The organism is Acidithiobacillus sp. TH-A35 (assembly GCF_057473505.1).
This window is the reverse complement of record NZ_JBYCKR010000262.1, coordinates 1-3,582: the sequence shown is the minus strand read 5'-3', so window position 1 is coordinate 3,582 and position 3,582 is coordinate 1. Positions and strand designations below refer to the sequence as shown.

Genomic DNA, 3,582 nt, shown 5'->3' with positions numbered 1-3,582 from the left:
GCTGCGCCTCATCGAGCAGGGCGATATTGCCGCGTCCGCCAAAGCATTCGGCAATCAGACTGACCTGGTCCACCCGTTTGCTGATATGGACGCGGCTGCAATCCATGCGCACGATGCGATCCGCCCAGGGCACGCTGATTCGCTGAATGCGAAAACCCGCCAAACGCTGATTGAGCGGGCTGCTCCAGGTGGTCAGGGCGCCCGGCTTATGGAATGCGGTATCCTGCCAGAGCCCCAGAGGGGCACGCTGCACGATCAGCGCAAGATGCGTTTTGGCGGTGTGCAGATATATCCCGCCCGGCGCGTCGCTGATGCCCTGGATGGCCTGCTGCGCGAGCTGGCTGTCCAGACACTGGGCGGCGGCGGCGAGTTGCAAAGTGTCCATCTGTCGAAGCTAAACCGCGCGCACTGGCAACGTGCTCACGCCTCTTTGCGCGCCTCGATCACGACCGCCTTATCCGTCACCGCGCCCAGTTGGCGCAGCACGCCCATCAGTGTCGCCAACGCGGTCGGCGGCTTTTGCAGGCTGGCGTCCAATACACATTCCGCATGCTCCGGTGCCTCGTAGGGGTCGTCCACGCCGGTAAAGCCGGTGATCTCGCCGCGCATGGCCTTGGCATAAAGGCCTTTGGGATCGCGCTCGGCACAGACCTCCAGCGGGGTGGCCACATGGACTTCGATAAATAGACCACCGGCTTCTTCCACCAGACGACGCGCATCGGCGCGGGCCTGACGATAGGGGGAAATGGCAGCGACCACCGCAATGCCGCCATGGCGTGCCACCAGACTAGCGACGAAGCCGATGCGGCGGATATTTTCGTCGCGGTCTTCGCGGCTGAAACTCAAGCCTTTGGACAGAAAACGCCGCACCACATCGCCATCCAGCAGGGTCACGGCGCGCTCATCATCCGCTTCCAGAGTGCGGGCCAGCATCCCCGCCAGAGTGCTTTTGCCGCTGGCAGACAGTCCGGTAAACCAGATGACCAGTCCGCGCCGGTCCGCACCGCGGTAGGCCTGGCGCAATATCTGAATGACCTCCGGTGGGGAGAACCATTCGGGTATGTCCTCCCGGCTGGCCAGTCGCCGCCGCAACTCCGTGCCGGAAATGCCCGCCAGGGCCTCGCCGTTGGCCTCTTCCACCGGTACATAACGGCGCCGGGTCCGGGAATACGCATATTCGGGCAGAAAAATGCCGGCAATACCCATCTCATCGGCGTGCCGGGCAAAAAGCTCCTGTGCCGCAAAGGCCGGGTAGAGCAGACCGCCCGCCGCTGCGCCAGGGTCGGCATGACCGCGACCGATAATGAAATGGGTGGCTCCATAGTTGCGGCGAATCAGCGCGTGCCACAGCGCCTCTCGCGGGCCGGCCATGCGCATGGCCAGGGGCAGGGCCGAGAGCAGGGCAGTCGCCTGGGGATAATGGCCCAGCACCGCACGGTACACGCGCATGCGGTAGGACGCCTCCACATCGCCAGGTTTGGTGGGACCAATGGCCGGGTGCAGGAGCAGACGCGCACCTGCCCCGGCCTGTTCCAGTCCCGCCTGGGTCACGGCGATGTGGGCGTGATGCAGGGGGTTGCGGGTCTGAAAGGCGACAACCGGATGCGTTCCGCTCCAGTGCCTTTGCAGCATGGCCGGGGTCTGATACTCGGGCGGAAATTCGACGGCGGCGGCGCGGGTCAGGGTGTCCGCATCCCAAGCCGACACGCGCCCTGCCACATAGTAGGGGCCGCGCGCCAGCAACTCGGCCACGCCCGGATGGCTGGGGTCGGTCGTCCCATAAACCGCCGCGGCCTCCAGCAGTTTATCCGGACGATAGCAGGCGCTGACGGCAACGGACCCGAGGGGCGTGCCATCACTGCGCTCCAGGCGCAAAGTGTCCCCTGCCGCCAAAGACTGGCCGAGCGCCTCGCTGACGTCGAGCACCACGGGAATAGGCCAGAGCGCGCCATTACCCAGGCGCATATCCTGCAGCACGGACTGCCAGTCCGCTGCATCCAGGTAACCTTCCAGCGGAGCAAAAGCGCCGGTCAGCAACAGCTCCAGATCGCAGCGTTGGCGCGCCGTCAGGACATGAACCGGTGGAATGGACATGGACCTGTCCTTACGCGGAGAGCGGAAAGAGCGGCAGGTGCGCCAGGGCGATCACATCCGACCACTGGGTGGCGTCGCCTTCCGTACAAATGGCTGCGACGGCGGCAATCTCCGCATCGGCCTGCGCCATGAGCGCGCGCATGGCCGCCAGGGTCGATCCGGTGCTGACCACGTCATCCACCAGCGCCACCCGTTTGCCGCTGATCGCCGCGCGATCCTTGGCATCCAGATACAGGGTCTGGGGCTTGCCGGTGGTGATGGACAGGGTTTCGGTGGACAAAGCCTCGCCCATGTAAGACTTGTAGTTCTTGCGCAGGACGATATAGGGACGCCCACTGTGCACCGACAAGGCGTAGGCCAGGGGAATACTCTTGGCCTCGGCAGTGACGATCACGTCGTAGGAGCGTTCCGCCATGCGCCCGTTCAGCGCGTGGGCCGCGGCCTCCGTCAGTTCCGTATCGCCGAGGATGTTGAGGACGGCGATGGCCAGGTCCGGCTGCACTTTAAAAAGGGGGAGGTGGCGCTGCACCCCGTTGATGTGGAGGGGGTAGGTGCTGCTGTGGCTATCGGTGTGGGTCATGAATGCTCCTTTTATGCGCATTCTGCCACAGGGGAAGGGGGGTGGGTAGCTTGGGGGTATCGTCTATTATTGTTGCTCTGCTGCAGCACGGGCGTTTTCCCCTGTTGTTTGGTTGCTCGGAATCACAGGTCGGGTTGTGTGGCCGTATGAACGGGTATAGATTGCAGTGAAGTGGTTAAGTGACTGTTTTTTCGTGTTCTGTGTTGCCGGTGAAAAAGTTGGGCGACATTGGTTCGGCGGCCCTTAAGCCGTCTGAATGATGCTTGAGCTCAAAAATGAAATCCTTACTGGATGGAACGCGGGCTATCCAATAAGGTAAACGAGTCCCGCATAACTGAGGAGCAATATCATGGCACTTATTAAATGGGAACCGCTGCGTGAAATCGACGATATGTTCGATCGCTACATAAGGGCGATGGGTTGGCCTTCTAACCGGGGTCAGGAACTCATGACAACGGGTGATTGGTCTCCCCGCGTTGACATCAGCGAGACCGCCAATGAGTTCGTGATCAAGGCGGAAATACCCGAGGTCAAGAAAGAAGATGTCAAAGTCAGCGTGGACAATGGGGTACTGACCATCCAGGGAGAAAGGAAACAGGAGAAGGAAGAAAAAGGGAAAAAGTTCCATCGAGTCGAGCGGTACTACGGAAGCTTTGTCCGTAGTTTTACGCTGCCTGACAATGTCGATGAAACCAAGATCAAAGCCACGTTTAAGGATGGCATGCTGAATCTCCAGGTGCCAAAAAGTGCTGAAACGAAGCATAAGGCCATTGAAGTGAAAGTGGAGTAGGCGCTCCAACAAATCGCCGGCGGGCGTACAGAGCGTTACGCCACGGTAAGAATTCGATTGATGTGAAACTCATGACCTACAAAAAAGCCGGCCCCCGCGAAGGGGCCGGCTCTCTGAC

4 protein-coding genes are annotated in these 3,582 nt (G+C 61.3%); 1 reads left to right on the top strand and 3 read right to left on the bottom strand.

All coding sequences use genetic code 11. The features are described 5' to 3' along the window. The 3 genes from AC2VNK_RS08705 to AC2VNK_RS08695 form a co-directional block, all read right to left on the bottom strand. Positions 1–385, bottom strand: a 385-nt coding sequence (locus AC2VNK_RS08705; RefSeq protein WP_486883484.1) for an NFACT family protein, incomplete at its 3' end; no start/stop codon positions are given. Positions 386–420: 35 nt separating this feature from the next. Next, the gene (gene sat / locus AC2VNK_RS08700) at positions 421–2,094 is read right to left on the bottom strand and encodes a sulfate adenylyltransferase (protein ID WP_486883483.1); all 1,674 of its coding nucleotides are present in this window, start codon (positions 2,092–2,094) and stop codon (positions 421–423) included. A 10-nt stretch (positions 2,095–2,104) separates the two neighbouring features. Further along, positions 2,105–2,674, bottom strand: a complete 570-nt coding sequence (locus tag AC2VNK_RS08695; protein WP_291522157.1) for a phosphoribosyltransferase family protein — start codon at positions 2,672–2,674, stop codon at positions 2,105–2,107. A gap of 349 nt (positions 2,675–3,023) precedes the next feature. Here AC2VNK_RS08695 and AC2VNK_RS08690 point away from each other — a divergent pair, with 349 nt between their 5' ends. Continuing rightward, positions 3,024–3,464, top strand: a complete 441-nt coding sequence (locus tag AC2VNK_RS08690; RefSeq protein WP_291522159.1) for an Hsp20/alpha crystallin family protein — start codon at positions 3,024–3,026, stop codon at positions 3,462–3,464. Positions 3,465–3,582: the final 118 nt, after the last annotated feature.